Source organism: Blautia faecis, assembly GCF_020554845.1.
Taxonomy (GTDB): Bacteria; Bacillota; Clostridia; order Lachnospirales; family Lachnospiraceae; genus Blautia_A; species Blautia_A faecis.
In genome coordinates this window covers 1-343 of sequence record NZ_JAJCIA010000110.1, presented here as the reverse complement: position 1 = coordinate 343, position 343 = coordinate 1, and the positions used below count along the sequence as shown (strand labels likewise).

General features: G+C 44.9%; 1 protein-coding gene. It reads right to left on the bottom strand.

Going from position 1 to position 343, the window contains the following annotated elements; genetic code table 11:
- A partial coding sequence (locus LIZ66_RS18435) for a ZIP family metal transporter (protein WP_227201187.1) occupies nt 1-343 on the bottom strand: 343 nt, incomplete at both ends.

Genomic DNA, 343 nt, shown 5'->3' with positions numbered 1-343 from the left:
AAGCTCAGTAAATATGGTAATGCCGGGATTACCAGCTGTGCAGCAAGAATCGTCATTACTGCTCCAATCGGTTCAACCACTCCTGAAAGTACACCTCCCAGAAATGCCTTTCTTTTACTTTCACCCTCTGCCCTAAGCGGCATGGATATAATCGCTCCTTCCGGAAAATTCTGGATAGCAATTCCAAGTGATAAAGCAAGTGCACTTGTTGCTGTAATCTGTGCATTTTCAGCAAGAAATCCTGCATACATTACACCAACTGCCATACCTTCAGGGATGTTATGCAATGTAACTGCCAACACCATCATCGTAGTACGGCCAAGTTTGCTTTTCGGTCCCTCTG